This is a genomic window from Shewanella sp. ALD9 (genome assembly GCF_002836315.1).
Taxonomy (GTDB): Bacteria; Pseudomonadota; Gammaproteobacteria; order Enterobacterales; family Shewanellaceae; genus Shewanella.
In genome coordinates this window covers 301,590-325,770 of sequence record NZ_PJCD01000003.1, presented here as the reverse complement: position 1 = coordinate 325,770, position 24,181 = coordinate 301,590, and the positions used below count along the sequence as shown (strand labels likewise).

General features: G+C 41.7%; 17 protein-coding genes and 14 tRNA genes. 18 read left to right on the top strand and 13 right to left on the bottom strand.

Features of this window, described 5'->3' with window-relative positions; genetic code table 11:
- Positions 1 to 44 precede the first annotated feature (44 nt).
- Positions 45 to 596 carry a methylated-DNA--[protein]-cysteine S-methyltransferase gene (locus CXF88_RS09095; RefSeq protein ID WP_101086562.1) on the bottom strand — a complete coding sequence of 184 codons (552 nt, stop codon included), beginning with the start codon at positions 594 to 596 and terminating at the stop codon, positions 45 to 47.
- A 4-nt stretch (positions 597 to 600) separates the two neighbouring features.
- On the bottom strand, positions 601 to 2,136 hold the full coding sequence (locus CXF88_RS09090; protein WP_101086561.1) for an AlkA N-terminal domain-containing protein: 1,536 nt from the start codon (positions 2,134 to 2,136) through the stop codon (positions 601 to 603).
- 223 nt (positions 2,137 to 2,359) lie between these two features.
- On the opposite strand from CXF88_RS09090, the gene CXF88_RS09085 reads away from it, so the two are divergent.
- Together CXF88_RS09085 and CXF88_RS22180 are read left to right on the top strand one after the other, a co-directional pair.
- Complete coding sequence (locus CXF88_RS09085) at positions 2,360 to 4,189, top strand: ABC transporter ATP-binding protein (protein ID WP_101086560.1); 1,830 nt, start codon at positions 2,360 to 2,362, stop codon at positions 4,187 to 4,189.
- A 108-nt stretch (positions 4,190 to 4,297) separates the two neighbouring features.
- The gene (locus tag CXF88_RS22180; protein WP_277949087.1) at positions 4,298 to 4,432 is read left to right on the top strand and encodes a hypothetical protein; all 135 of its coding nucleotides are present in this window, start codon (positions 4,298 to 4,300) and stop codon (positions 4,430 to 4,432) included.
- Between the two features lie 15 nt (positions 4,433 to 4,447).
- On the opposite strand, the gene CXF88_RS09075 is transcribed toward CXF88_RS22180, so the two are convergent.
- The 6 genes from CXF88_RS09075 to CXF88_RS09050 form a co-directional block, all read right to left on the bottom strand.
- Positions 4,448 to 4,523: transfer RNA gene (locus tag CXF88_RS09075), tRNA-Val, on the bottom strand.
- 33 nt (positions 4,524 to 4,556) lie between these two features.
- Positions 4,557 to 4,632, bottom strand: a tRNA-Val gene (locus CXF88_RS09070).
- A gap of 33 nt (positions 4,633 to 4,665) precedes the next feature.
- A tRNA-Val gene (locus tag CXF88_RS09065) sits at positions 4,666 to 4,741 on the bottom strand.
- Between the two features lie 40 nt (positions 4,742 to 4,781).
- Positions 4,782 to 4,857: transfer RNA gene (locus CXF88_RS09060), tRNA-Val, on the bottom strand.
- A 32-nt stretch (positions 4,858 to 4,889) separates the two neighbouring features.
- Positions 4,890 to 4,965 (bottom strand) — tRNA-Val (locus CXF88_RS09055).
- A 39-nt stretch (positions 4,966 to 5,004) separates the two neighbouring features.
- A tRNA-Val gene (locus CXF88_RS09050) sits at positions 5,005 to 5,080 on the bottom strand.
- 256 nt (positions 5,081 to 5,336) lie between these two features.
- On the opposite strand from CXF88_RS09050, the gene gltX reads away from it, so the two are divergent.
- The 14 genes from gltX (at position 5,337) to CXF88_RS08980 (ending at position 15,889) form a co-directional block, all read left to right on the top strand.
- On the top strand, positions 5,337 to 6,746 hold the full coding sequence (gltX, locus tag CXF88_RS09045; protein ID WP_101086558.1) for a glutamate--tRNA ligase: 1,410 nt from the start codon (positions 5,337 to 5,339) through the stop codon (positions 6,744 to 6,746).
- A gap of 102 nt (positions 6,747 to 6,848) precedes the next feature.
- Positions 6,849 to 6,924: transfer RNA gene (locus CXF88_RS09040), tRNA-Ala, on the top strand.
- Positions 6,925 to 7,200: 276 nt separating this feature from the next.
- Positions 7,201 to 7,276, top strand: a tRNA-Glu gene (locus CXF88_RS09035).
- 297 nt (positions 7,277 to 7,573) lie between these two features.
- Positions 7,574 to 7,649: transfer RNA gene (locus CXF88_RS09030), tRNA-Glu, on the top strand.
- Between the two features lie 297 nt (positions 7,650 to 7,946).
- Positions 7,947 to 8,022 (top strand) — tRNA-Glu (locus tag CXF88_RS09025).
- A 297-nt stretch (positions 8,023 to 8,319) separates the two neighbouring features.
- Positions 8,320 to 8,395 (top strand) — tRNA-Glu (locus tag CXF88_RS09020).
- Between the two features lie 297 nt (positions 8,396 to 8,692).
- Positions 8,693 to 8,768 (top strand) — tRNA-Glu (locus CXF88_RS09015).
- 118 nt (positions 8,769 to 8,886) lie between these two features.
- Positions 8,887 to 8,962, top strand: a tRNA-Glu gene (locus CXF88_RS09010).
- A gap of 36 nt (positions 8,963 to 8,998) precedes the next feature.
- A tRNA-Ala gene (locus CXF88_RS09005) sits at positions 8,999 to 9,074 on the top strand.
- A gap of 402 nt (positions 9,075 to 9,476) precedes the next feature.
- Positions 9,477 to 10,496 carry a TRAP transporter substrate-binding protein gene (locus CXF88_RS09000; protein ID WP_101086557.1) on the top strand — a complete coding sequence of 340 codons (1,020 nt, stop codon included), beginning with the start codon at positions 9,477 to 9,479 and terminating at the stop codon, positions 10,494 to 10,496.
- A 66-nt stretch (positions 10,497 to 10,562) separates the two neighbouring features.
- Positions 10,563 to 11,219, top strand: coding sequence for a TRAP transporter small permease (locus CXF88_RS08995; protein WP_101086556.1), 657 nt, complete (start codon positions 10,563 to 10,565; stop codon positions 11,217 to 11,219).
- The gene (locus tag CXF88_RS08990) at positions 11,219 to 12,616 is read left to right on the top strand and encodes a TRAP transporter large permease subunit (RefSeq protein WP_101086555.1); all 1,398 of its coding nucleotides are present in this window, start codon (positions 11,219 to 11,221) and stop codon (positions 12,614 to 12,616) included. The genes CXF88_RS08995 and CXF88_RS08990 overlap by 1 nt, the downstream gene beginning before the upstream one ends.
- A gap of 100 nt (positions 12,617 to 12,716) precedes the next feature.
- Complete coding sequence (locus CXF88_RS08985) at positions 12,717 to 14,513, top strand: ATP-binding protein (RefSeq protein ID WP_101086554.1); 1,797 nt, start codon at positions 12,717 to 12,719, stop codon at positions 14,511 to 14,513.
- A gap of 2 nt (positions 14,514 to 14,515) precedes the next feature.
- Complete coding sequence (locus tag CXF88_RS08980) at positions 14,516 to 15,889, top strand: sigma-54 dependent transcriptional regulator (RefSeq protein ID WP_101086553.1); 1,374 nt, start codon at positions 14,516 to 14,518, stop codon at positions 15,887 to 15,889.
- On the opposite strand, the gene CXF88_RS08975 is transcribed toward CXF88_RS08980, so the two are convergent.
- From CXF88_RS08975 to tesB, 3 genes are all read right to left on the bottom strand, one after another.
- Entirely contained in the window at positions 15,886 to 17,121 is a 1,236-nt protein-coding gene (locus CXF88_RS08975) for an MFS transporter (protein WP_101086552.1), read from the bottom strand. The two genes, CXF88_RS08980 and CXF88_RS08975, sit on opposite strands and share 4 nt — an antisense overlap.
- Positions 17,122 to 17,223: 102 nt before the next feature.
- A complete protein-coding gene (locus tag CXF88_RS08970) occupies positions 17,224 to 17,625 on the bottom strand; it encodes a YbaY family lipoprotein (protein WP_101086551.1) in 402 nt (133 codons plus the stop codon).
- A gap of 9 nt (positions 17,626 to 17,634) precedes the next feature.
- A complete protein-coding gene (tesB, locus tag CXF88_RS08965) occupies positions 17,635 to 18,495 on the bottom strand; it encodes an acyl-CoA thioesterase II (protein ID WP_011638171.1) in 861 nt (286 codons plus the stop codon).
- A 207-nt stretch (positions 18,496 to 18,702) separates the two neighbouring features.
- On the opposite strand from tesB, the gene CXF88_RS08960 reads away from it, so the two are divergent.
- On the top strand, positions 18,703 to 19,596 hold the full coding sequence (locus CXF88_RS08960) for a 1,4-dihydroxy-2-naphthoate polyprenyltransferase (RefSeq protein ID WP_101086550.1): 894 nt from the start codon (positions 18,703 to 18,705) through the stop codon (positions 19,594 to 19,596).
- Between the two features lie 70 nt (positions 19,597 to 19,666).
- On the opposite strand, the gene gndA is transcribed toward CXF88_RS08960, so the two are convergent.
- Positions 19,667 to 21,196, bottom strand: coding sequence for an NADP-dependent phosphogluconate dehydrogenase (gndA, locus tag CXF88_RS08955; protein WP_101086549.1), 1,530 nt, complete (start codon positions 21,194 to 21,196; stop codon positions 19,667 to 19,669).
- Between the two features lie 252 nt (positions 21,197 to 21,448).
- The gene (locus tag CXF88_RS08950) at positions 21,449 to 23,365 is read right to left on the bottom strand and encodes a propionyl-CoA synthetase (RefSeq protein ID WP_101086548.1); all 1,917 of its coding nucleotides are present in this window, start codon (positions 23,363 to 23,365) and stop codon (positions 21,449 to 21,451) included.
- 307 nt (positions 23,366 to 23,672) lie between these two features.
- Here CXF88_RS08950 and CXF88_RS08945 point away from each other — a divergent pair, with 307 nt between their 5' ends.
- Positions 23,673 to 24,083 carry a MerR family DNA-binding transcriptional regulator gene (locus tag CXF88_RS08945; protein ID WP_101086547.1) on the top strand — a complete coding sequence of 137 codons (411 nt, stop codon included), beginning with the start codon at positions 23,673 to 23,675 and terminating at the stop codon, positions 24,081 to 24,083.
- Positions 24,084 to 24,181 lie beyond the last annotated feature (98 nt).

Below are 24,181 nucleotides of genomic sequence, written 5' to 3'. Positions count from 1 at the left end.
TCAATCGGACATTTTAACGTACTTTGGCACAGCAGTCAGATAAATTAGTTAATTTCTTCAATCCCTTCTAAGTCTAGTAGCCACTGCTTCATATCGAGCCCATAAGCATAACCGGTTAACTTACCGCCTTTTCCTATCACCCGATGACAAGGAACGATAATGGCTATTGGGTTTGCACCATTTGCAGCCCCGACCGCTCTGACAGCTTTAGGTCGCCCAATAGTATTAGCGATATCACTGTAACTGCAGCGGTGGCCGAATGTTAATTGACTCAGAGCATGCCAAACCTCATGTTGAAACACGGTACCTTTAGGCGCTAGTGGAACACTGAAATGCTGCCTTTGATTAGCGAAGTACTCTGTTAATTGAATGACTGTTGTATCAATGTGTTGTTGGGCTTGTTTCAATAAATCTTGAGTAGTCTCAGTATTGCTTTGTTGGAGTATAAACTGAGTTTGAATCTCTACGAGCAAGCTCGTTTGGGCAAGATCTTCAACCTGTAGATGAGTTAATCCATACTCAGATGCTTTAAGCGAGAGTAAACCAACAGGACTTGTGACTAAAGCATGACACTTCGGCGAAGTAAAATGGGTCATAATATTATCCGTTTTTTGCAGCGACAGGATCGTTATCCCAAAGCTGGAAGGTTAAGTAGCTGCCCCAAGGTGATGCTTGTTTTGCAATGTCGGCAGCAATGCTTAAGTAAGATTTAGTGGTTTCAATAGGTTTACCCGATTGGTCTCGTAACGCATGAAGACGATTTTTGATGACTAAATCAGAACTCAAAAAAACATCAGGGTCACTCAAACCTCGCATTTTCGCGTAAGCAACAGTCCATGGACCGATACCTTTTACGGACAACCAATCGTCAGGCGTTGAGTCTGGATGTTGATGTACAAATTGCCCCAAGGCATTTAATGCTAATTTTCGAGCACCTGGCATGTTAAGTTCATCTAATGAAGCGCTAGCAATAGCTTGTGCCGTCGGAAATAACTGCCAAGTCTTACCATCGATGAACAGCGTTTCACCATAAGATTCAACCAATAAATTTAATAGTTTAGTGGCTTGCACCACACTCACTTGTTGCCCTAATACGGCACGGCAAGCGGCCTCAAATACACTACCTGCCGCGGGAATACGCAAACCACTATCAATTTTGGCGCCTAATTCTATGATAGGAGATAATGCCTGCTGGATTATCGCCATGTCAGCATCTAAATCAAACATACGCCGTAATTGCAGAGTAATATAATGCAAGGATTTAATATCATTGGCATCGGCTAAGTAAATACTCACATCAAGTTGAGGTTTATCGGCATTCAGTGAAATGTAAAAAAAGCCTTCTACACCATTAAATGAGAAGGTTCGGCCATAACGTCCCGAAATATCATCAATGACCTCCATATTATCAACTTGACGAAAGGCATAAAAAGCCAACATCTTCGCCCAATTTAGGGGTGGCCGATAAGATAGTACTAATGTTATTGGTTTAATGTTAATACTCACTTGGTTTCTTTTATAAGGATGAGTTTCATCAGTTGAACGTCGGCTCTTTCGGCGTAAATCACTCGGTGTTAATAGTAGTTCTTGTTTAAAAATTTCATTAAAGCGCCTGATGCTATTAAAACCAGCGGCCATGGCGATGTCTGTCATTGATAATTGAGTTTGGTGTAATAGCTGCTTAGCAAACATCAACTGCTGATACAACGCAAAACGTTTAGGTGAAGTCCCCAAACCTTGGTTAAAGAGTTTATTTAAATACCGACTGGTAATACCTAATTTATCAGCCAACTTGACGATCGTTCCTGCATCTTCACCATTTAAAAAGCCTTGTTCGATTAACGTGATAGCACGCATTAACGTTGTTTGAGTACCTAACCACGCAAATGAACTTGGCGCACTATCGGGCCGGCATCGCAGACAAGGCCTAAGTCCAGCATTAGCCGCTTTTATCGCAGAATCAAAGTAACGGACATTTTTTTCATAGGGTGCAGGAGCGGGACAAATTGATCGGCAATAAATGCCAGTAGTGATAACTCCGGTAAAAAATTGACCATCAAAGCGAGCGTCACGACTAAGCCTTGCTTGCTGGCAGATCTGTGCTGCAATATAACAATCACTGTTAATCTGGACCATTCGTCTATTTAGCCTCTATCATCTTCAAGATGTTCAATCGTAAAACTGAACTATTTATTCTGCACTGCGTATTTAAGAGATTACTTTACCGAAATACAACAACCACGACTAGCGGAAAACGGAACCCAATCGTTTCGTATATGGTAACAATTTAACCCATTACATTTGGCCTTTTTGCGTTATCCTAGTCAGCAGAATTTTCACCATTAAGTTAGAGCATTAGATGTTTAAATTTTTTGAATCATTGACCCAAGCTTTACCACAAGAAGAACCGACTCAGCCACCCAATACTTTGTACGCATTTTGTCGTCATTATACTCGCGGGTTTGGTTTGCCTTTAATTATCATGTCAGTACTGACAGCCATAATGGCAATGTTGGAAGTGTCATTGTTTGGTTTTATGGGGCAACTGGTAGATTGGTTAGTCACCAAAAACCCACAAACATTGTGGCAAGATGAAAGCACAACGTTAATTACCATGTCAGTAATTGTCTTAGTGGTCATACCGCTGGTTGTCTGGTTACATGCTTCTATCGTGCACCAAACGCTTTTGGGTAACTACCCCATGGCTATTCGTTGGCAAGCACATCGCTATTTACTCAAGCAGAGTATTTCATTTTATCAAGATGATTTTGCAGGACGAATCGCCACAAAGGTAATGCAAACTTCGCTTGCTGTACGTGAAACGGTCATGAAACTACTGGATGTACTGATGTACATTTTGGTGTATTTCACCTCGATGTTGGTCATGATTGCCACTGCTGACGTACGTTTAATGTTACCCATGCTCGTTTGGTTAGCGGCTTACGTGTTGATTCAATGGAAACTCGTTCCAAAGCTGAAAGCAATATCGACAGAACAAGCTGATGCTCGTTCAACAATGACCGGCCGTATTGTCGATAGTTATACCAACATATCAACCGTAAAGCTGTTCTCGCATACGACTCAAGAAGCTGACTACGCCCAAGATAGTATGACGCGTTTCTTAAAAACCGTTTATGGCCAAATGCGTCTGGTTACGATCATTAATGTTTTAGTACAAATCATTAATTACATATTAGCGTTCACCATTGCGGCTGTGTCTATTTGGTTATGGGCAGACAATGCGATTACGGTTGGTGCCATTGCGATTGCGGTGAGTTTAGCGTTACGCTTGAATGGAATGTCACAATGGATTATGTGGGAAATCAGTTCGCTATTTGAAAATATTGGTACCGTTACCGATGGTATGAATACCTTATCAAAACCCATTGCTATCCAAGATAAAATGGATGCAAAAGACATTGTTGTTGACCACGGTAAAATCGACTTCAATCAGGTTTGCTTTCATTATGGTGAAAAAACCGGCGTCATTGAGCAACTAAATCTGAATATTAAAGCGGGCGAGAAAGTCGGTCTTGTAGGACGTTCTGGTGCAGGAAAATCGACCTTAGTCAACTTATTGATGCGTTTTCATGATGTTGAAAAAGGCCAAATATTGATTGATGATCAACCTATAACGGATATAACCCAAGACTCATTACGGGCAAATATTGGTATGGTGACTCAGGATACGTCGTTATTACATCGTTCGATCCGTGAAAACATTCTGTACGGTGATCCACATGCCAGTGATGAAAAATTAATAGCGGCGATAACTCAAGCACAAGCTGCAGAGTTTATTGACAATTTAACGGATCCCTTTGGTAACAAAGGGCTTGATGCCCAAGTGGGTGAGCGCGGCGTTAAGCTGTCTGGCGGCCAACGTCAACGGATCGCCATTGCAAGAGTATTACTTAAGAATGCGCCAATTCTATTGCTTGATGAAGCCACTTCAGCATTAGATTCTGAAGTCGAAGCAGCGATTCAAGAGTCGTTGTATGAATTGATGGAAGGTAAAACAGTGATTGCGATAGCACATCGACTTTCAACGATTGCAGCTATGGATAGACTCATTGTATTAGATAAAGGCTGTGTTGTTGAACAAGGTACTCATCAAGAACTGATTAATGCCAAAGGGATATACGCACAACTGTGGGCCCATCAAACTGGCGGATTTTTAGGGTTAGATTAATCGAAAGTTGAGTAATGAGCATTAGCCACTCAAATTTGAGTGGCTTTTTTATGCATAGGAATAAAAACAGGCACAAAAAACTGAGAGTAGCACATTAAATGGTTTGGAATGTTTGGATTGCTTGGATTGCTTGGATTGCTTGGATTGCTTGGATTGCTTGGATTGCTTGGATTGCTTGGATTGTTTGGATTGTTTGGATTGTTTGGATTGTTTGGTAAAGCTTTGAGGCATATCAAGGGATAATACAGAAATAAAATATGGTGGTCGCTACTGGGCTCGAACCAGTGACCCCCTCCTTGTAAGGGAGGTGCTCTCCCAGCTGAGCTAAGCGACCTGGGATAAAACGTAAATTAAGCTTAAATTGATATGGTGGTCGCTACTGGGCTCGAACCAGTGACCCCCTCCTTGTAAGGGAGGTGCTCTCCCAGCTGAGCTAAGCGACCTGGGAATATCAATTTTTTTAACATGGTAAAATATGGTGGTCGCTACTGGGCTCGAACCAGTGACCCCCTCCTTGTAAGGGAGGTGCTCTCCCAGCTGAGCTAAGCGACCTGGGATATTTTACTTTGAGTCCACCTATCTATTAGAGAAATGGTGGTCGCTACTGGGCTCGAACCAGTGACCCCCTCCTTGTAAGGGAGGTGCTCTCCCAGCTGAGCTAAGCGACCTGGGACTCTACACAATAGTTTAGTTAATTATATGGTGGTCGCTACTGGGCTCGAACCAGTGACCCCCTCCTTGTAAGGGAGGTGCTCTCCCAGCTGAGCTAAGCGACCTGGGATATAATTAACAGTTATAATCCATAAATAAAAATATGGTGGTCGATACTGGGCTCGAACCAGTGACCCCCTCCTTGTAAGGGAGGTGCTCTCCCAGCTGAGCTAATCGACCTCGCTGTGTGGGGCCGTATTATAGGGGGCAAGCAAAACCTGTCAACGCTTTTTATTTAAAATAATGTCAGTCGGACTAAAATTGTTCGCTTTGATGCTTTGTTGAACAAGGGATTGTGATCAAAAATAAAGAAAATCCAAAAACCTCCCGAGGTTTGAAAGTCCGCCATTTCAACTGCTGGGTTTGACTGTTAGAATAGCGGCACATTTTTTTGTTTGTCTTCTTTAGACGTTTATAAATAGGTTAGTGTCCGATTATGACTACTAAGACGCGTTTTGCTCCAAGTCCAACTGGTTTTCTTCATGTAGGTGGTGCTCGTACAGCACTTTATTCATGGTTGCACGCACGTGCTAACAACGGTGAATTTGTACTTCGTATTGAAGACACTGATATTGAACGTTCAACTCAAGAAGCATGTGATGCCATTCTTGACGGTATGAACTGGTTAGGTTTGACTTGGGATGAAGGTCCTTATTACCAAACTAAACGTTTTGATCGTTACAATGAAATTATTGCGCAAATGCTAGACAAAGGCACTGCATACAAATGCTATTGCTCGCGTGAACGCATTGAGAGCATGCGTGAAGACCAAGCGGCGCAAGGTTTGCAACAGAAATACGACGGTTGTTGTCGTAACCTCTCACCTCGTGATACTGATGAGCCTTTTGTTGTTCGCTTTAAAAACCCAATTGAAGGCAGTGTGATATTTGATGATCACGTTCGTGGTCGAATCGAAATTTCTAACGACATGCTTGATGATTTAATCATTAAGCGTACTGATGGCGTACCAACCTATAATTTCTGTGTTGTAGTAGATGACTGGGACATGGGTATTACCTGCGTTGTACGAGGTGAAGATCATATCAATAACACGCCACGCCAAATCAACATCCTTAAAGCATTAGGCGCACCGATCCCTGAATATGCACATGTGTCGATGATTCTAGGTGACGATGGCGCTAAGCTATCTAAACGTCATGGTGCTGTGGGCGTTATGCAATACCGTGATGACGGGTATCTACCAGAAGCACTATTAAACTATCTTGTTCGCTTAGGTTGGTCTCATGGCGATCAAGAAATATTTTCAATGGACGAGTTGAAAACGCTGTTTAAGTTAGATGATATCAATAAGGCTGCTTCAGCTTTTAATACTGATAAGCTCATTTGGTTAAACCAACATTATATCAAGTCTCTCGATCCTGTTTATGTCGCATCACATTTACAATGGCATATGGATGATCAGAAAATTGATACTAGTAATGGTCCAGCGTTAACTGAAATTGTTACAGCATTATCTGAACGTGCGAAAACATTAAAAGAATTAGCTGCTTCAAGTCGTTACTTCTATGAAGACTTTGCTGATTTTGATGAAGCCCAAGCTAAGAAGCATTTACGTGGCGTGGCACTAGAGCCTTTAACATTGTTCAATCAAAAGTTATCTGAACTAAATGATTGGAGCGTAGAGAATATTCACAACGTTATTGAAGCGACAGCGACAGAACTTGATGTCGGCATGGGTAAAGTAGGTATGCCTTTACGCGTTGCGGTTACTGGCGCAGGACAGTCTCCTGCCTTAGATTTAACCTTGTTCTTAATCGGAAAAGAAAGATCTGCACAAAGAATATCCAAAGCGATTGAATTTGTAGCAGATAGAATAAATTCCTAAAAAACGAGTTGACACTTTTGGGTATGCTGCATAGAATGCGCCTCGCAGTTGAGACATGATGTTAGTTTTTTCTAGTAGCATATCCAAAAGCATTAAGTAAGAGGGGTTATAGCTCAGCTGGGAGAGCGCTTCGCTGGCAGTGAAGAGGTCCACGGTTCGATCCCGTGTAGCTCCACCACTTACTTAACAGTATTTAAGTAGATAATTAGCATTGATGTTTAGCCTACAGACACCAATGAGTATTCACTCGATACAGAGTATAACGTATCAAATGTGTCCCATTCGTCTAGAAATAGCGCTTAGGACATCGCCCACTTTGGTTTATAAAGAGTCGGCGGTAACAGGGGGTCGAATCCTTAGGGTTTTGTTCTTCATTATAGGTAACTAGCACTGGTGTTTAGCCTACAGACACCAATGAGTATTCACTCGATACAGAGTATAACGTGTCAAATGTGTCCCATTCGTCTAGAGGCCTAGGACACCGCCCTTTCACGGCGGTAACAGGGGTTCGAATCCCCTATGGGATACCATATTTAAGATGGTTGAACATGATTCGAAAGAGTTCTTTGATTATCTATATAGCACTGGTGTTTAGCCTACAGACACCAATGAGTATTCACTCGATGCAGAGTATAACGTATCAAATGTGTCCCATTCGTCTAGAAATAGCGCTTAGGACATCGCCCACTTTGGTTTATAAAGAGTCGGCGGTAACAGGGGGTCGAATCCTTAGGGTTTTGTTCTTCATTATAGGTAACTAGCACTGGTGTTTAGCCTACAGACACCAATGAGTATTCACTCGATACAGAGTATAACGTGTCAAATGTGTCCCATTCGTCTAGAGGCCTAGGACACCGCCCTTTCACGGCGGTAACAGGGGTTCGAATCCCCTATGGGATACCATATTTAAGATGGTTGAACATGATTCGAAAGAGTTCTTTGATTATCTATATAGCACTGGTGTTTAGCCTACAGACACCAATGAGTATTCACTCGATGCAGAGTATAACGTATCAAATGTGTCCCATTCGTCTAGAAATAGCGCTTAGGACATCGCCCACTTTGGTTTATAAAGAGTCGGCGGTAACAGGGGGTCGAATCCTTAGGGTTTTGTTCTTCATTATAGGTAACTAGCACTGGTGTTTAGCCTACAGACACCAATGAGTATTCACTCGATACAGAGTATAACGTGTCAAATGTGTCCCATTCGTCTAGAGGCCTAGGACACCGCCCTTTCACGGCGGTAACAGGGGTTCGAATCCCCTATGGGATACCATATTTAAGATGGTTGAACATGATTCGAAAGAGTTCTTTGATTATCTATATAGCACTGGTGTTTAGCCTACAGACACCAATGAGTATTCACTCGATGCAGAGTATAACGTATCAAATGTGTCCCATTCGTCTAGAAATAGCGCTTAGGACATCGCCCACTTTGGTTTATAAAGAGTCGGCGGTAACAGGGGGTCGAATCCTTAGGGTTTTGTTCTTCATTATAGGTAACTAGCACTGGTGTTTAGCCTACAGACACCAATGAGTATTCACTCGATACAGAGTATAACGTGTCAAATGTGTCCCATTCGTCTAGAGGCCTAGGACACCGCCCTTTCACGGCGGTAACAGGGGTTCGAATCCCCTATGGGATACCATATTTAAGATGGTTGAACATGATTCGAAAGAGTTCTTTGATTATCTATATAGCACTGGTGTTTAGCCTACAGACACCAATGAGTATTCACTCGATGCAGAGTATAACGTATCAAATGTGTCCCATTCGTCTAGAAATAGCGCTTAGGACATCGCCCACTTTGGTTTATAAAGAGTCGGCGGTAACAGGGGGTCGAATCCTTAGGGTTTTGTTCTTCATTATAGGTAACTAGCACTGGTGTTTAGCCTACAGACACCAATGAGTATTCACTCGATACAGAGTATAACGTGTCAAATGTGTCCCATTCGTCTAGAGGCCTAGGACACCGCCCTTTCACGGCGGTAACAGGGGTTCGAATCCCCTATGGGATACCATATTTAAGATGGTTGAACATGATTCGAAAGAGTTCTTTGATTATCTATATAGCACTGGTGTTTAGCCTACAGACACCAATGAGTATTCACTCGATGCAGAGTATAACGTATCAAATGTGTCCCATTCGTCTAGAGGCCTAGGACACCGCCCTTTCACGGCGGTAACAGGGGTTCGAATCCCCTATGGGATACCATATTTTTCAAATTTTAGTTTTAGTCAGCTAGAATTTGGGGCTATAGCTCAGCTGGGAGAGCGCTTCGCTGGCAGTGAAGAGGTCCACGGTTCGATCCCGTGTAGCTCCACCAATTATTTGGTATTTAATGCATATATTGCATTCATAAATTAACCACCGAAAGGTGGTTTTTTTATGTCTAATTTTTATTTCTTTCTTGTTTTAATTAAGTCCATGTAAACTATTATTACTCTGCTAGTCATAAATACTCTCTTCGCATCACGATCAATGACAATGTGCGACATTCCACCCATTACCCCTTTTCTACTGTGTGACAATCCACACATAAAATCGCTCTCCGGTTTCCTTATTAAATTAAAGTTAATACATTTCATTGAGTTACAAATAATTAACATTCTGGCCTAATGCTTGCTATGTTTTATCTATCCTCATAAAGCGTTTATGGCGTACTTGTTCTGGGACAAGTCACCACCTTGAGGAAAATATAACACTAAAAAAAAGGAAGTTAATTATCATGAAAAAATCGACCAATACCTTTACACATCCACTCAAGTCAATTGCTAAACTAGCGACTATTGCTACTATTCTTGCCGCGAGCTTTAATGTTTTTGCTGAACCTGTAGAAATTAAATTTTCGCATGTTGTTGCGGAAAATACTCCAAAAGGACAAATGGCACTTAAGTTTAAAGAATTAATTGAGCAACGTTTACCAGGTGAATATGTTGTTAACGTATTTCCTAACTCACAGTTATTTGGGGATAACAATGAGCTAGCAGCACTTCTGCTAAACGATGTGCAATTTGTGGCACCATCATTATCTAAGTTTGAGCGCTTTACCAAAAAACTACAGATTTTCGATTTACCTTTCTTGTTTGAAGATATGGCCGCAGTTGATCGTTTTCAGCAATCAGATTCAGGCCAAAAATTATTAAACGCGATGAACCGTAAAGGCCTTGTTGGTCTAGGTTATCTTCACAACGGTATGAAGCAGTTTTCTGCGAACGATCCTTTGGCATTACCAAAAGATGCGAATGGCAAAAAGTTCCGTATTATGGCATCTGATGTGATTGCAGCTCAATTTGATGCAGTTGGCGCGATTCCTGTTAAAAAGCCCTTTTCAGAAGTGTTTACCCTGCTACAAACACGCGCCATTGATGGTCAAGAAAACACTTGGTCAAATACCTACTCAATGAAATTCTATGAAGTACAAAGTCACATAACAGAAAGTAATCATGGCGTTTTAGATTACATGGTGGTGACCTCAAATACCTTCTGGAAAGGTCTACCCGCCGATAAACGAGCTATTTTTAAATCATCACTAGACGAAGCTATTGCACTTGGTAACAAAATTGCGGCTGAAAAAGATAATCAAGATAGACAAGCCATTATTGATTCTAAGCGCTCTGAATTAGTCACGTTAGCGCCTGCTGCACGCCAGCAATGGGTTAACGCTATGAAACCAGTTTGGGCTAAGTTTGAAGATCAAATTGGTAAAGACATGATTGATGCCGCTCAAGCTGCAAATACTAAATAGTCTCCGTACTTGACGTGGTACTGAACGCATTCTTGCATCAGTACCACCTTTTTTTATTCAAGGAGTATGACCGTGATTTCAAGACTATTTGGTTATTTTGAAGAAGGGTTCCTTAATTTATTAATTACATTAATGACGTTGCTAGTTTTTGGCGAAGTTATTGCTCGTTTCTTTTTTAACACCGGTTTTTTATGGATCCAAGAACTGACCCTTACTCTTTGTGGTTGGTTTGTATTATTTGGTATGTCTTATGGCGTTAAAGTAGGAGCACATATTGGTGTCGATGCCTTTGTATCTAAGCTATCTGGTAAGCCACAGAAAGCAGTCGCTATCTTTGCGTGCCTGTGTTGCATTATTTACTGTGGCATGTTTTTAAAAGGTGCTTGGGACTATCTTAGCCAAATGTACCAAATTGGTATTCCAATGGAAGATATCGACTTTCCTGCATGGTTTATTCATCAATTAGATCCAGATTTTGCTTGGGAAACATTACGCATCGATATAGAAGATGGCGCTGTTCCTATTTGGTTATCTCAAAGTATTTTAATTATCGGATTTTCAATGCTCACTTGGCGCTTTATAGAATTATTTATCGCTATATTGCGCAATAAAGCTGTTGGTTTCCAACTGGCCGATGAAGCTAAAGACAGCATGCATTTAATCGATGAAGCTGCGCTATCCACATCATCAGAACAACAACAAAATGATAAGGACGCGAAATAATGACTATAGCAACACTATTTATTGCTTTGTTTATTTGCATGATGATTGGTATGCCTATTGCCATTGCTTTAGGCTTTTCAAGCATGCTGACTATTTTGTTATTTTCAAATGATTCGCTCGCTTCGATTGTTTTAAAACTGTATGAGTCGACTTCAGAACACTACACTTTATTGGCAATCCCATTCTTTATTCTATCATCGGCATTTTTGTCTACTGGTGGCGTAGCAAGACGTATTATTGACTTTGCGATGGACAGCGTAGGTCATATCCGCGGTGGTCTTGCCATGGCATCAGTGATGGCTTGTATGCTATTTGCAGCGGTATCGGGTTCATCACCAGCTACTGTAGCGGCTATTGGCTCTATTGTTATTGTTGGTATGGTGCGTGCAGGTTATCCAGAAAAATTTGCAGCAGGCGTTATCACTACGTCGGGTACATTAGGCATTTTAATTCCACCATCGATTGTAATGCTGGTTTATGCAGCCGCGACAGAAGTGTCTGCAGCTAGAATGTTTATGGCCGGTTTAATACCAGGCTTAATGATGGGTTGTATTTTAATGCTGGCCATCTATATCGTTGCTCGGATTAAAAAGCTGCCTTCACGTCCTTTTCCTGGCGTTAAAGCATTAGCGATATCAAGTGCTAAAGCGATGGGTGGTTTAGCACTCATTCTGATTGTGCTAGGTTCTATTTACGGTGGTGTAGCAAGCCCAACTGAAGCTGCTGCAGTAGCTTGTGTATATGCTTACTTTATTGCTGTATTTGGTTATCGTGATATTGGCCCTCTTAAAAATGTCGCTTGGCGAAATAAACAAGAGTCTTTAGTGGGAGCCTCATTACGTAACATAGGGCACATGTTGCTTGCCGTTATTAAAACACCTACCGACAAAGAAATCCGTCATGTAGTACGTGATGGCGCTAAAGTCAGTATTATGCTGCTGTTCATTATTGCTAATGCCATGCTGTTTGCCCATGTATTAACCACCGAACGTATTCCGCACATTATCGCCGAAACGATTGTCGGATTTGGATTACCAGCATGGGGCTTTTTGATTATCGTCAACTTACTGTTATTAGCTGCGGGTAACTTTATGGAGCCTTCAGCTATTCTGTTGATTATGGCGCCAATCTTGTTCCCTATCGCAACCCAGTTAGGTATCGATCCTATTCACTTAGGCATCATTATGGTGGTCAATATGGAGATAGGTATGCTCACACCGCCTGTAGGGCTCAATCTGTTTGTCACCGCAGGGATAACAGGAAAAAGTATGGGGTGGGTAATTCAATCGTGCCTTCCTTGGTTAGTGTTGTTACTCGGTTTCTTGATGTTGATTACCTATATTCCACAAATTTCTCTATTTTTACCCGAATACATAGACAAATTAAACGGCTATTAACTTGATAATTCGCGTATTATAGACGAGCCTTAATTTATTAAGGCTCGTTTTTTTACTTATGCTCAATAATCATCATAATCATTATCGATTGGGAATATGCATGCTTTCATTCTCGACTACCAAAAAACGAAATGTTGTAATGAGCATGATGCTCATTATCGGGTTATTACTGACCCTTAGAGTTACATATTGGTATTTACTTGAACAAGGCACAACGTCCATTGCTGAGCAATCTGAAAAGCAAATTAATGAACTGGTAATTTTTATTGATAACGCCCTTTCACACTACGAAAATATTCCTGCAGTACTTGCACAAAACCCCATCTTAGAACAAGGGTTACTTGATCAACGCAATCCTCAAACAATCGAAAAGCTCAACGCTTATTTATCTGAATTAAAGCAAGTCACTGAGTCGTCAGACATTTACCTCACCGATGCGCTTGGCGTGGCTATTGCCGCCAGTAATTGGGATGTACCAAACTCTTTTATTAATCATGATTATTCATTTAGGCCTTACTTTATCGATGCGATATCAGGGAAGTCTGGACGATATTATGCAGTTGGTACCTCATCAAATAAGCGCGGATTCTACTTTGCTAATCCGGTATATCATAGAGGCGTGGTATTGGGTGTAGTGGTTGTAAAAGTTGATATAAGTTTGATTGAACAACAAAGTAGTGGTATTGCCATCGCAAGCCAATATGAGTTTATGATCAGCGATCCAGACAATATAGTGTTTCTTTCAAGCATTAATAGTTGGCGATTTAATTCATTAACACCACTGACACAGGCTAAACGTTTTGCTCTAAATTCATCAAAACGCTATGCCAACCGGCCCATTGGTGAGCTTAGTGTAAGCCCTCATTTTATGCTCGGCAATTCCGATACTAAACAGGTATATAAAATATCATCATCTGAAGGCCACGCAAAATACCTTGAACGTCACCAATTGATGCCCAATGCTAATTGGAACGTTCATATTCTTACTCCAATGAAGCCCTTATATGAATCGTTACCGCCAATAATGCTATTGGCGGCCACACTCTATTTATTATTAACACTTTTTATACTTTACAGCATTGAGCGCCGTAAAAATTTACGCAGAATGCACCAAGCTCAAAATCTACTCGAACAACGAGTAAAAGAGCGTACATTGGATCTTGAACAAGCAAACACCCAATTAAAAGACACTCAAGACGAACTAATCCAAGCGGCAAAGCTTACGGTCATAGGTAGCCTGTCAGCCAGCATTAACCACGAGCTCAATCAACCGCTGGCAGCACTGCGCAGTTACGCACAAAACACTCAAACCTTCATTGGCCGTAATATGATTGAAGATGCCAGCAGCAATATCAAAATCATGATAGAGCTAACCGATAGGCTTGCAGATATTATTGGTCAGTTTAAAAGCTTTACACGGAAATCTCAGGGAAAAGACAACGCCACCGAAATTAATCAATCAATTGAGCAAGCACTTACCATTGTTCAACCTGAAATGGACAAACAAGGTGTTAAATTGTCGCTAAAATTATTAACGGGCAAATGCCAAATATGGGGCGACAGCGTCAGATTACAACAAGTACTGGTTAACCTTATTAGTAATGCTATCGTCGCAATGCAGCAATCTACAGAGCGACAATTACAAATCGAAGTCTATTGCGACAGCAAGGTCAATATAAGCATTCAAGACAGTGGCCCAGGCGTGAGAGAAAGCCAAATGAATAAAATTTTTGAACCTTACTACACCACCAGTGAGCGCCAAGGACTAGGCTTAGGATTGTCCATCTCGCAGCGAATTATCGAATCTATGCAAGGTTCTATTACTGTCGAGAATGCCATACACGGTGGGGCTATTTTCCATATTATTTTGCCACTTTATTTACGTGAGGAAGTGTAAACGTGACTCAAATTCAAGACATCAATAATTATCAAGTTATTATTGTTGATGATGAACCTCATATCGGTATCGTGTTACAGCAGTTATTCAAACTAGAGAATATCAACGCGTTGGCGATTACGAATCCGCAAGCTATCTCCAGCCATATTACCGCTAACTGGCCTGGCATAGTAATTTCTGATGTTAATATGCCGCAACTCGATGGTTTGAGTTTATTGCAACAACTGAAACAACAAGACAGTGACTTACCTGTAGTACTATTAACGGGTTTTGGTGACATTGCTATGGCGGTAGACGCACTCAAGAAAGGTGCTTACGACTTTATCGAAAAACCATTTAACAACGAACATATACTCGATGTGACTAAACGCGCGTTAGATAAGCGTGCGCTAACACTAGAAAACCGTAAACTTAAACGCGAACTTGAATCGCATATAGCACCTGGTCCACGTATTTTAGGCAGTAGTCCTGGTGTGATGAAAATGCGCCATCTTATTGACCAAGTGCTCGACACACCTGCAGATATCATGATTGAAGGTGAAACCGGTGCAGGTAAAGAGCTTGTCGCCCGATATCTGCATGACCATAGTTATCGTAACAAAGCTAATTTTGTCGCCATTAATTGTGGTGCAATCCCTGAAAACCTCATTGAAAGTGAACTCTTTGGTGCAGAATCTGGCGCTTTCACTGGCATAGACAAACGCCGCATCGGTAAGTTTGAATATGCTAATGGTGGCACGCTACTTCTAGATGAAATAGAAAGCACTCCTATGGCCTTACAGGTTAAATTATTGCGTGTATTGGAAGATCGTAAAGTCGAACGATTAGGATCAAATACGCCGATTAATTTGGACATCAGGGTTATTGCGGCAACAAAATTAAACTTGCAGCAACTGTGCGAAGAGGGGAAATTCAGACAAGATTTATTGTATCGTCTTAACCTCGTGACCATTGTCATTCCTCCACTACGAGATCGCCGAGAAGACATTCCATTGCTGTTTTTACATTTTGCCAGAATTGCTTCGGCTCGTTACCATAAAGCACTCATAGCATTAAATCCCCAGCAAACGATGGTGCTAACCTCTCACGACTGGCCTGGCAATGTACGCGAGTTACGTAATTTAGCAGAACGTTATGTGTTACTTGGTGCAGAAGCCGCTTTTGCTGGTAATTTAGATAATCACACCACTATGCACACCAGCATGTCGCTTCAGCAAAGAGTGGAGTTCTTTGAGAGAATGTTAATTGAAGAAGCATTAAGCCACAACAAAGGCAGCATCAAATTAACCATGGAACAACTCGAATTACCCCGTAAAACCTTGTACGACAAAATGCGTAAGTTTGAACTAGACCGTAAACAATTTATCGAGAGTTAATCGGGTACGGGAACATCAATAACCTGTTGTTGATGTATCCCTAAACGCCAGACAGCCACTAAAAGCAGCGCCAAAAGGCTCATAGACCCCGCAACCACTCCATTCCATTCAGCTTCGTGCCAAAACATCATTAAATAAGGTCCGCCTAGGGATGCGCCAAGATAATAGCAACATAAATACAGCGACGTTGCCTTAGCGCGATGACTGGTGGCACGGATAGCAACAAACGAATTACAACAGCTGTGAGTTAAGAAAAATCCGCAAGCACTGATCAGAAAACCCACCACAATGGCAGTCAATGTATCCACCAAAGTCAACAACGTGCCAGCGACCATTAAGCATAAAGCCACTCTAAATAATGGCATCGAGCCATAGCGCATAATCCATTTTGCCGACAAATAAGAAGCAAATGTACCACTTGAATAACAGAGAAAAATCAAGGTCGCATTAAAGCGACTCAAACCATATGGTTCAGCCATAATATGCAATTGAATAAAGCTAAACTGATTGACCATCATCATAAATGCTAAGCCACCAATGGCATAAGCGAGGCGCATCTGCGAGTCAGACAAATGGAACATAAAGCCATCTATATCTTGCTTTACCTTATGTCGCAAAGAGACTTTTTGCTTAACCACTGGGGATTTAATTTCTTTACGCGGCAATAAATACGTTACCAATGCCACCCCCATTAACGTGACCAAAAACACCAACCCCATTGACGACTGCCACGACAAATTTTGTGCCATTAATCCGCCAAAAATTCGTCCTGCGATACCGCCCATACTGTTGGCCATAATGTATACGGCAGCAGCTTTGAGCATAAAAGAGGGAGCTAATTGTTCTTTAAAATAGGCCATCGAAATCGCGGGCACAGCGGCCAACAAAATGCCCTGTAGTAAGCGCACCCATAATAAGTCATCGAATGTTTGGGCAAACACTAATAAAATATTCGACCCTGCGAGCAGCCATAAACTCACCACAATAGGAGCCAACCGTCCTATCCTGTCAGATAAAACTGCATAAAAAAGCAATGAAAAAGCTAAGGTGAAACTGGTAACAGATAACACCAAAGTAGCTTGTGCGCCAGACACATCAAAATGTTCCGCAATAGACGGCAGCATGCCTTGTACTGTGTACAAATTAATGTAAATCACCATAGAAGCGATGCACAAAGCCCAAATTAAACGAGTTTGCGCATGCGAGCGATAAGTCTGAGATAACTCTGTCATAAACAACCTAAACAGCACATTAGGGTAGAAAACAGATTATTACCCGCCAAATAAATAGATCAATGACGGGCATAAGAGTTTGTGAACTAGATTACGAAGTGGCTATTTAACGCGTTTCATTAACACTTGAGTGGTAAATTGACCGTTACTGATCACACGGAACTTATCATACGTTTGAAAAATAGCATTACCTTGATAAGTGATCATTGCCACAACACCGTAATCAACACCGCTTTTGACTAACTCAGCAGGTAAGGTGAATTTAAATGGAACGGGTGCTCTGGCTATATCAAAGTTTTTTTGAGAAATAATCGCACCCGGAGTATTAAAATCAATTAATGCAATGTTAATTTTACACCCCTGTGGCAAGGCAATTTTTTCTGCATAACCTGCATAACCATTTACAATCACTGGTTTTTCAGGCTCTATCGTCACACAACCATTCAGTATGATGGCAATCAAAGTGACAACGGCGAACTGTATCCCTTTCTTAATTATTAACATGTTAGCGTCCTACTTGGTCATTCTGATTAAACCTTCCTGCGTGGCAGAAGCCACAAGACGTCCTTGCTGATCAAAAAACTGCCCTTTCACAAATCCACGTCCACCGCCTGCATTGGGACTATCAATACAGTACAAGAGCCATTCTCCCATATTAAATGGGCGATGAAACCACATGGCATGATCAATAGTGGCCATGCGCATACCTGGAGTTAAAAAAGACACACCATGGGGCTGAGTTGCTGTGGCTAAAAAATTAAAATCCGATGCGTAAGCGAGTAAATACTCTTGAATACTATGATCCGATGGTACTTGCCCATTGGCACGTAGCCATACATACCCTTTTGCCTCTGTTGTGTTAGGGGCGATAGGATGAACCGGGTTAACTAAACGCATTTCAATCGGAGAGTCTGCCATAAATTTTTCGAGCATTTTCGCTGGTACTTTATCACGCATAGTCACTGCAAGTTCTTGCTGATTCAATAAACCTTCAGGTCCTGGCACATCGGGCATGACATCTTGATGATTAAAGCCTTCTTCAACCGTTTGGAACGAACAGGTCATATAAAAAATAGGTCGACCTTTCTGAATCGCTTTTACTCTACGCGCACTAAAACTTCCTCCATCGCGCATATTTTCAACATCGTAAATAATCGGTAATTTTTCATCACCCGCACGTAAAAAGTATGAATGTAAAGAATGTACATGGCGGTCTTCACTAACCGTTTGTTTTGCAGCACTTAACGCTTGTCCCATCACCTGGCCACCAAACACGTGTCCGAAGCCTAAATCTTGACTCTGGCCGCGAAACAGACCTAACTCAATTTTCTCAAGTGACAACAATGACAATAAATCGTTTAATACCTGACTCATAACACCTTCTCTGCAACTTGGATTAACGTTAAGGTTACCTTAGTTAAGCTGATGTTTTCTAGCTTATTCTATGGTAATTGTTGAATTTAAGTCATCTCGTGACAAATCACGAAATAGTGATGCAACGCAAATATTCATATCTGCAGCCTAATTGAATATTTGGTATGCTATTAGACATGACTAATCAACAGTGCGTCTCACAATATTATGCAACCTAGCTCAATGCAATCATGGTTTATGGCTATCCGTCCTCGCACGTTACCGGCGGCTATCGGTCCATTATTAATCGGAAATATGCTAGCGATTGGGCTCGAACAATTTAGCTTACTCATCGCCTTTACCTCAATGCTATGTGCAGTATTATTGCAAATTTCAGTTAATCTCGCTAATGACTACTTTGACTTTAAGAATGGTATCGATACCGAAGAGCGGATCGGTCCAATAAGAGTCACTCAAAGCGGTATTCTTGCTCCGTCATCTGTACGAAATGCCATGATTGGTTGCCTAGTCATATCATTGTTAGTAGGTTCATTGCTAATCGTTCACGGTGGCTGGCCAATAGCCATTCTTGCTACAGCCTCTATATTAGGCGCGTTATGTTATAGCGGAGGTCCCTACCCACTGGCATCACATGGATTAGGCGAAATTGCTGCATTTGTATTTTTCGGCTTAGTGGCCGTTGTTGGCAGTTACTATTTACAAGCAGGCACCACCACCATGACAGCATGGTTACTTGGCTGTGCTATTGGTTTTTTTAATGCTGCCATTATGCTGGTCAATAACACTAGAGATATCTCTACCGACACAAAAGCAGGTAAAAATACTCTTGCGGTAAGAATTGGTGAAGCACAAGCAAAAGTGCTATATCAAAGTTTTGTCTACTTACCATTTGGTATCATTATCGCGGGATTCTTGCTCGGGTCGCTCGATGGGTTACCCGTATTATTAGCAGGTGTATCATTAGTAATCGCACGTAACCTGAGTCGCGAATTTCATAATAATACTGGTGAAGCATTAAATCCTATCCTTGGGCAAACAGCTAAATTGACGATGATTTTTAGCGTCTTATTTAGCATTGGATTGTACTTTTCGCTAACCTAACCATTTTCCTTAGCTAAATAAAAAGGCGCTTCATTTTACAATGAAGCGCCTTTTTATAATGTAAGACTAATTACACCTTAGCTAAAGTACGCTGCTTCGCACTCCAGTCTAAGTGGTATTTCTCACCAGCGGGTTTATCGGTGCGTTCAAAAGTATGTGAACCGAAAAAGTCGCGCTGACCTTGTAACAAGTTAGCGGGTAATGTCTCACAGCGGTAGCTGTCGTAATAGGCAATAGCCGAACTAATACATGGAGCAGGAATGCCCTGCATAACAGAAGCTGCGACCGTTTTACGCCAGTTAAGGTGTTTTTGCGATAATGTTTGACTAAAAGTGTCAGCCATTAATAAGTTCGTAAGGTTTGCATCTTCTTGATAAGCCTGAGTAATTGACTGCAGGAACGTAGCACGGATAATACAACCCGCTCGCCAAATTTTAGCAATTTCAGCAAAATCTAAAGACCAATTCTGCTCTTTAGCATTCATCGCCATCAACTGGAAACCTTGAGCATAACAGCACACTTTAGCGCAATATAATGCATCTTCAAGATTAGCAATAAACTCAGCTTTTTCAGCATCACTAAAACTGACTGGTGCAGGTCCTGCTAACTTCGAGCTTAACTGCATACGCAAGTTTTTCTGAGTGCTCACAGCGCGTGCATAAACGGCTTCAGCAATCGTTGGCGCAGGACAACCAATTTGCAAGCTGCTCACTGCAGTCCATAAACCAGTGCCTTTTTGGCCTGCTTTATCTAAAATCATTTCAACTAATGGCTTACCGGTTAATGGATCGTCTTGTTGTAATACTTCAGCACTAATCCCCATAAGGTAACTGTTAAGAATACCTTTATTCCAACCATTGAACACGTCACCAATGTCATAGGCAGACATGCCTAAGCCGTCACTGAGCAATTGATACGCTTCGCAAATAAGTTGCATATCCGCATATTCAATGCCGTTATGAACCATTTTAACGTAATGACCAGAACCAGCTGGACCAATATAAGTCGTACACGGCTCACCTTCGGTTACCGGATTGCCTGGCTCAAAACGCTCTATTGGTAAACCCGTTGCTGAATCCACTTTAGCAGCAATAGCTTTCCAAATTGGTTCAACATAACGCCATGCCTTTTCATCACCACTAGGCATTAGAGATGGGCCAAAACGTGCACCTACTTCGCCACCAGACACTGCAGAGCTAAAGAAAACAAACTGATCTTTATAACGTGCTTCGCGTTCTACCGTGTCGGTCCAAAGGCTGTTACCCGTATCAATAACGATATCGTTGGCTTCAATACCAGCTTCAATTAACGATTTACATACACCGTCAACAGGCGCACCAGCAGGCACAGATAATACAATAACTCGAGGCTCAACTAATTTAGCCAGCATTTCTGTAAGATTATTACATGACTGCATGCGCGGTGCCGTACCCGCTTTACGCTCACTTTCTTCTTGAGCCACAGCAGCGTTGACTTTTGGAGTATCTAAATCGAAAACTGCAACATGGTAGCCGTTGTCAGCAATGTTTAATGCGAGGTTCTTGCCCATAACACCAAGGCCGATAACGCCGACGTGAGATTGTTGGGTGTGGTTATTCATAGTGTATGTTTCCACAGGTCACAGAGATTAATCGCGTAGTGCGAATCCATTTGGGTGGCAATTATAGCGATTCTTGTAACTAAATTACCAGTAACAAAACGCGGAAACGCTGTTTTTTACAATGTATGCCCAATCTGTTTATTAGGAGATAACATCGTGTCACAATAGAAAAAACCATAAAAACACTGGTTTTTATGGTTTCGATTTAAAATCACCTTATCATTTGGCATGGCTAAATATTGAAGAGTAACATCATGTTATCTCAGTAGTTAGTGCATTAGCATAACCCATTTTAGTCAACGCATTCCGGACAATATCTAAGGTTTGTGGGTCTTCAATCGTTGCTGGCATGGTGTACTCTTGATTGTCTGCAATTTTACGCATTGTGGCTCGTAATATTTTTCCAGAGCGGGTTTTAGGCAACTTTTGCACAGCACTTACCAGCCGAAATGAAGCCACTGGGCCAATTTCATGACGTACCAAGGCAAGTAACTCTTTATAAAGAGCTTCATCTGACAAGGTAACGCCATTTTTAAGTACGACTAACCCAAGAGGCACCTGGCCTTTTAGTTTATCTTGCACCCCAATTACCGCCGCCTCGGCTACCGCTTCATGCTGACACAGAACCTCTTCAAATCGACCTGTAGATAAACGGTGTCCGGCAACATTTATGATGTCGTCGATTCGGCTCATAATATATAAATAACCATCTTCATCAACGTAACCCGCATCTCCGGTTAAGTAATAACCAGGATACATAGACAAGTAACTGTCGATATAGCGTTTATCATTTTGCCACAAGGTCGTTAATGTGCCAGGGGGTAGAGGTTGCTTTATCACCACATTACCGCTTTCATTGGGCGCCACTTGTTGCCCCATCGCATCAAGAATTTCTACTTGATATCCTGGTACTGCACGCGCAGGCGATCCGGCTTTAATCTCTATCGGATCGGTGCCCATCAAGTTTGCCGCGACTGGCCAACCGGTTTCAGTTTGCCACCAATGATCAATTACAGGTTTACCTAACTGACGCTGACTCCAGTTTAAGGTGTCTGGGTCGCAACGCTCCCCCGCTAAATACATCTGTTTAAGACAAGTTAAATCAAATTGTTTAATGAACTCGCCTTCTGGGTCTTCACGTTTAATAGCACGAATTGCAGTTGGTGCAGTGAAAAAGCTACGAACCTTTTTTTGCTCGATAATACGCCAAAATGCACCCGCATCAGGGGTACCAATAGGTTTACCTTCATACATTATGGTCGTCGCACCCACCAGCAATGGCCCATAAACAATATATGAATGCCCTACCACCCAGCCAACATCTGATGCAGCCCAAAAAACATCGCCCACACCAATGTCATAAATGTGTTTCATCGACCATGCTAATGCGACTGCATGGCCACCATTATCACGTACTACACCTTTAGGTTGACCAGTGGTACCAGAGGTATATAAAACATATAAGGGGTCTGTTGCATCCAACGACACGCAAGCAGCATCAGGCGCATCCACCAGCGCACTGTACCAATCAAGATCTCTTGGTGACTGTAATTGCGCTTGGAATTCAGTTCGATTCAAAATTATGCAATGTTCGACTTGATGTTGCGCTTGAGATAATGCGTCATCGAGTAAAGGTTTGTACGGTACGACACCAGAAGGTTCAATGCCGCATGAAGCAGACAGAATTAACTTAGGTTTCGCATCATTGATACGCGTAGAAAGCTCATTGGCAGCAAAACCACCAAACACCACAGAATGAATCGCACCAATCCGTGCACATGCCAGCATGGCATAAGCTGTTTCTGGCACCATTGGCATGTAAATAACCACTCGGTCGCCTTTTTCAACACCAAGTGACACCATCAATCCAGCCAAGCGTTTTACCTGAGCCAACACAGATTGATAACTAATTGAGTATTCGTTGTGCGTCACAGGGCTAATGTAATGAATCGCTGTTTGTTCACCTCTTCCCGCCAATACGTGGCGGTCTACGGCATTAAAACAGGTATTCATCTTGCCATCAGCAAACCAACGGTAAAAAGGCTTATTGCTATCATCCAGTACCGTCTTTGGTGCAAGATCCCAGCTAATGGCCTCAGCGGCTTGCTGCCAAAACACTTCGGGATCGGCTATCGATTGTGCGTGCATTGATAGTCCTACATCAGCCATATTGCTCTCCGTTAATCAACTTGTATTACAATGATTATGAGCAGAATTCATTAAATACCCCTATTAGACAAAGGGATAACAACCACTAAAACCAACAAAAACACCTTTAGTTTCAATCGAGTGTTTAACTTGTGCAGGTCAAATACTATCAGTAATAAAATACACTAAATAACAATATGTTAATGTATAATTAGTGTTTGAGTGGCAAGCAAAATTAACACGCATTAAACTGAAAACCATCTAGCAAACTTTACCTTTACGTAAACTTCATATATCTTGCATCAAAAGAAACACTTTTGGTGACATGATGAGCACAACCCACATTCCTCAATCAACATATTCAATCAGTGACTTATCAAAAGAATTTGATATCACCACCCGCAGTATTCGTTTTTACGAAGACCAAGGCTTGATTAAACCTAAGCGTCGCGGACAAACCCGTATATACAGCCTGAAAGACAGAGTGCGCTTAAAACTTATTTTACGCGGCAAACGTCTTGGATTTTCGTTAGCTGAAACTCGTCGACTATTTGAGCTTTACGATGCTGATAAAAGTAGCTCAACACAGCTCAATACCATGCTGGATTTGGTCAATGAAAAAAAATCAGCTCTACAGCAGCAAATGGACGACATTAAAGTGGTGTTAATGGAACTTAATTCAGCCGAACAACAGTGCAAAGCAGCACTAGCCGACAACTCGGCTAAAAAAGCCAAATAAAACTCAATAAAAAAATAGCTAACTCAATTAAGCCAAACAAGTTTTATCCAACTGCCAAAAACGTGCAAAAAAAGCGTTGGCAGCAAATGTTTTGCCAG

Bases quoted from the DNA above. Each gene is read 5' to 3' on its own strand.
- gltX (WP_101086558.1), top strand. From the start codon at position 5,337: ATGACTACTAAGACGCGTTTTGCTCCAAGTCCAACTGGTTTTCTTCAT.
- CXF88_RS08945 (WP_101086547.1), top strand. From the start codon at position 23,673: ATGAGCACAACCCACATTCCTCAATCAACATATTCAATCAGTGACTTA.
- gndA (WP_101086549.1), bottom strand. From the start codon at position 21,196: ATGAATAACCACACCCAACAATCTCACGTCGGCGTTATCGGCCTTGGT.
- CXF88_RS09000 (WP_101086557.1), top strand. From the start codon at position 9,477: ATGAAAAAATCGACCAATACCTTTACACATCCACTCAAGTCAATTGCT.
- CXF88_RS09090 (WP_101086561.1), bottom strand. From the start codon at position 2,136: ATGGTCCAGATTAACAGTGATTGTTATATTGCAGCACAGATCTGCCAG.
- CXF88_RS08950 (WP_101086548.1), bottom strand. From the start codon at position 23,365: ATGGCTGATGTAGGACTATCAATGCACGCACAATCGATAGCCGATCCC.
- CXF88_RS09085 (WP_101086560.1), top strand. From the start codon at position 2,360: ATGTTTAAATTTTTTGAATCATTGACCCAAGCTTTACCACAAGAAGAA.
- tesB (WP_011638171.1), bottom strand. From the start codon at position 18,495: ATGAGTCAGGTATTAAACGATTTATTGTCATTGTTGTCACTTGAGAAA.
- CXF88_RS08995 (WP_101086556.1), top strand. From the start codon at position 10,563: ATGACCGTGATTTCAAGACTATTTGGTTATTTTGAAGAAGGGTTCCTT.
- CXF88_RS09095 (WP_101086562.1), bottom strand. From the start codon at position 596: ATGACCCATTTTACTTCGCCGAAGTGTCATGCTTTAGTCACAAGTCCT.
- CXF88_RS08975 (WP_101086552.1), bottom strand. From the start codon at position 17,121: ATGACAGAGTTATCTCAGACTTATCGCTCGCATGCGCAAACTCGTTTA.
- CXF88_RS08985 (WP_101086554.1), top strand. From the start codon at position 12,717: ATGCTTTCATTCTCGACTACCAAAAAACGAAATGTTGTAATGAGCATG.
- CXF88_RS08960 (WP_101086550.1), top strand. From the start codon at position 18,703: ATGCAACCTAGCTCAATGCAATCATGGTTTATGGCTATCCGTCCTCGC.
- CXF88_RS22180 (WP_277949087.1), top strand. From the start codon at position 4,298: ATGTTTGGATTGCTTGGATTGCTTGGATTGCTTGGATTGCTTGGATTG.
- CXF88_RS08970 (WP_101086551.1), bottom strand. From the start codon at position 17,625: ATGTTAATAATTAAGAAAGGGATACAGTTCGCCGTTGTCACTTTGATT.
- CXF88_RS08990 (WP_101086555.1), top strand. From the start codon at position 11,219: ATGACTATAGCAACACTATTTATTGCTTTGTTTATTTGCATGATGATT.